At 56.0% G+C, this 3495-nt stretch carries 4 protein-coding genes; all 4 read right to left on the reverse strand.

Annotated elements, in window-relative coordinates:
• Positions 1-1219 (reverse strand): FtsH protease activity modulator HflK (gene hflK / locus AC04MI_RS24145; RefSeq protein ID WP_476498919.1); only part of this gene is annotated, 1219 nt, incomplete at its 3' end.
• A 53-nt stretch (positions 1220-1272) separates the two neighbouring features.
• Positions 1273-2418: a GTPase HflX gene (hflX, locus tag AC04MI_RS24150; RefSeq protein ID WP_192418921.1), complete on the reverse strand. Its 1146-nt coding sequence runs from the start codon at positions 2416-2418 to the stop codon at positions 1273-1275.
• A gap of 93 nt (positions 2419-2511) precedes the next feature.
• Entirely contained in the window at positions 2512-2766 is a 255-nt protein-coding gene (gene hfq / locus AC04MI_RS24155) for an RNA chaperone Hfq (RefSeq protein WP_476498920.1), read from the reverse strand.
• Positions 2767-2871: 105 nt separating this feature from the next.
• A partial coding sequence (locus AC04MI_RS24160) for a GTP-binding protein (protein WP_476498921.1) occupies positions 2872-3495 on the reverse strand: 624 nt, incomplete at its 5' end.

The following is a 3495-nucleotide window of genomic DNA, read 5'->3' on the forward strand; positions in this document are numbered from 1 at the left end:
TAATTTTGTCGAGCGGCAGGTACAGCAAATTGGAGCCTTGACGCGACTCCACCAGCACCTTGGTCACGTTGCCATAAATCTGCTGCATCGTGTCCAGATACATACGATCACGGGTTACCTGCGGAGCCTTCTGGTACTCCGCCAAAATAGAAGCAAACCGTTGCGAGTCACCTTGAGCCTGCGCAACGATCCTCGCCTTGTACGCAGCAGCCTCCTCGTTCAGACGAGAGGCAGAGCCCACAGCGCGTGGAATCACATCATTCGCGTAAGCCTGTGCCTCGTTTTTGGCACGCTCGCGCTCCTGTCCAGCTTTGAGGACATCATCAAAGGAGGACTGCACCTGCTCAGGCGGCCGCACACCGCCCTGTTGCAAATTGATGCCAACAACTTCGACGCCAACTTTGTAACGGTCCAATATGGTCTGCATGAGCGCGCGAACGCGAGGCGCAATCTGATCCCGCTCTTCAGCCAATGCCGTGTCCATGCGCATCTTGCCCACCACCTCGCGAACGGCGGTCTCAGCTGCTTGAACCACGGCATCTGAGGGATTCTTGCTTTCGAAAAGCCATGCCCTGGCATCGCTCAGGCGATACTGAACGGCAAACTTGATCTCCACGATGTTTTCGTCTTCGGTCAGCATCGCGGACTCTCTCAAGCCCGTGCTTTTGATGACCGTGTCCCTCCCCACATCAGCGGAGCGAATTTGTGTCACAAAAACCAGCTCATGACGCTCAATTGGGTAAGGCAAGCGCCAGTTAAAACCTGCACCCACGGTGCTTTTGTACTTGCCGAATTGCGTAATGACGGCTTGCTGACCTTCTTGTACTATGAAAAAACCTGTGCCCATCCAGATCACGAACGCAATGCCAGCAATCAAGCCAACACCCACACCGGCGCTTTTCATATCAGGTTGAAAGCCACCGCCAGCCCCTCCTCCCGGGCCACGGCCAGAACCACTCTTTCCCCCGAACAGACTGCCAAGCTTGCGATTAAGGTCACGCCAGAGCTCGTCGAGATCAGGCGGCTGCTGGCCATTGCTTGGCCGCTGATCCCCACCCCTCTGACCTGCGGGTGGCGCTGCAGGTCGATCCTCAGGGCGCACGTTACCGTCCTCCGACTTATCATCCCCGCGACCCCAGCGTGGATCGTTCAGATTGAACATGCCCCGAATACGGTCCGGCAATGAAGCCCAGCGTAGGGTGCGAATATGAAAATTCATGCGCAAAATCTCTGGTTCTCTGATGGCGTCATTCGATCATGCATTGTGCCCAATCAGGGCAACACATCCGGCAATTCAAGGGCGTCTGCTGGGGTCATATCCTCACGCGTAGCCAGCAACCTGTCGGCCAAAGCGCGGCGCAGATCATCAAGACCTTCTCCAGATCGAGCACTTACGAACAGACGGGAAAGCGACTGCCCCCCCACTTCGTATTGGTCTACCAGCAGGGAGGGGCGTCGCTCTTCGGGCAATGCGTCAAGCTTGTTGAACACCAGTATCTGCGGGATATCCGAGGCACCAATTTCCAGCAACACTCGCTCCACCTGCGCCATCTGCTCCGGGAAATCCGGGTTGGAAGCATCCACCACATGAAGCAGCAGATCTGCATCGACAGCCTCTTGCAGCGTAGCCTGAAAGGCATCCACCAATCCGTGCGGGAGATCCCGGATAAAGCCCACCGTATCGGACAGAGAAACAGATCGCGCCGCATCTGCCAGATACAACTGGCGTGTTGTAGTGTCTAGCGTGGCAAAAAGTTGATCCGCTGCATACGCTCGCGCTTTCACCAAAGCATTAAAAAGCGTGGACTTACCCGCGTTGGTGTATCCAACAAGCGAAATATTGAAGGTATCGCGCCTCTCGCGCTGGCGCCGCTGCGTGGAGCGCTGACGCTTGACCTTGATCAAGCGCTCTCTGGTGCGCTTGATAGCGTCACCAATCATCCGTCGATCCAGCTCGATCTGCTTTTCACCCGGACCGCCCCGGGCACCGATACCGCCAGTTTGGCGCTCCAGGTGAGACCATCGCCGCACCAGCCGTGTACTCACATACTGCAGCTTGGCGAGCTCAACCTGAAGCTTGCCTTCGTGGCTTCGCGCACGTTGCGCAAAGATCTCCAGAATCAGCAGCGTACGGTCATTAACTGGAAGCTCGATATGACGTTCCAGATTACGCTGCTGCGCGGGGCTGAGTGATTGGTCAAACAGCACCTCCAATGCCCCATGCATCTGGGCCAAGGTGCGAATTTCATCCGCTTTGCCAGAGCCAATAAAGAGTGCCGCGTCCGGCGCTTTCCGCTTGCACGTAATGCGAGCAACAGGCCGTAAACCCGCCGTCTGGGCGAGCAGTCCCAACTCTTCCAACTCAGCATCGAAGTGGGGGAGACCAAAATCAACACCCACCAGCAACACCGGCGTCATAGCGGACGAGGATGCGGAAGCCGAACTCAAAGCCAACCACCCTCTCCCTGCTCTACCTCGCTCAGAAAGCGAGCCCCGTTACCAGACAACAACTCAAGAGTTGCTGTTGTCAGCATCAGGGGTTTCTGAGGTGGAGAAATTGACCGCCCGACCTGGAACGATCGTAGAAATCGCGTGTTTGTAAACCATTTGCGTCACCGTRTTGCGMAGCARCACSACATACTGGTCGAAAGACTCGATYTGSCCCTGCAGCTTGATMCCRTTSACCAAATARATGGAMACYGGMACATGCTCSCGACGCARKGYGTTMAGRAASGGGTCTTGYARAAGYTGSCCTTTATTGCTCACGATATTCTCCGTGTTCAAGTGTTGTTGTAAACCAGCACCTTACCACAGCCAGACGCACGCTCTGGCTTAAACACACATGGCCCCTCGACTGAGGAGCCTTTGTCGTCAAGCCTCGTCTTTGTCCGCAAAAGGATTGTGCGAGGTTTTCATCTCAATGCGCAAAGGGGTTCCCACAAGATCAAACTCCTTGCGGAAGCGCCCTTCCAAGAATCGCTTGTAAGCATCAGTCACGTGCTCCAGCGAGTTACCATGGATCACGATCACGGGCGGATTCATGCCGCCTTGGTGCGCATACCGCATTTTGGGGCGGAACATCCCCGCCCTCTTGGGGCTTTGGAACTGAACTGCCTCCAGCAGCAGTCGGGTGAGCACTGGCGTGGACATCTTGCAGGTGGCCGCCCGGTGGGCCTGGGCAATAGATGTCCATAGAGGGCCAAGCCCCTGACGCTTCTTCGCAGAAATGAAGTGCAACGAAGCAAACTTCAGAAACGCTAGCCGCGTCTCAATGGAGCGCTCCAAGAGCTGCCGTTGGTAGTCATCCACGGCATCCCACTTGTTCACCGCCAGAACCACAGCGCGGCCACTCTCCAGAATATAGCCCGCGATATGGGCATCCTGGTCCGTTACCCCCTGGGTGGCATCGAGCAATAACAGCACCACATTTGCGGACTCGATGGCTTGGAGCGTTTTCACTACCGAGAATTTTTCGATAGCCTCAAACACCTTCCC

The organism is Acidovorax sp. LjRoot204, from assembly GCF_056175785.1.

Excerpts from the sequence above, each read along its gene's own strand:
- hflX (WP_192418921.1), bottom strand. The coding sequence starts at position 2,418 with ATGACGCCGGTGTTGCTGGTGGGTGTTGATTTTGGTCTCCCCCACTTC.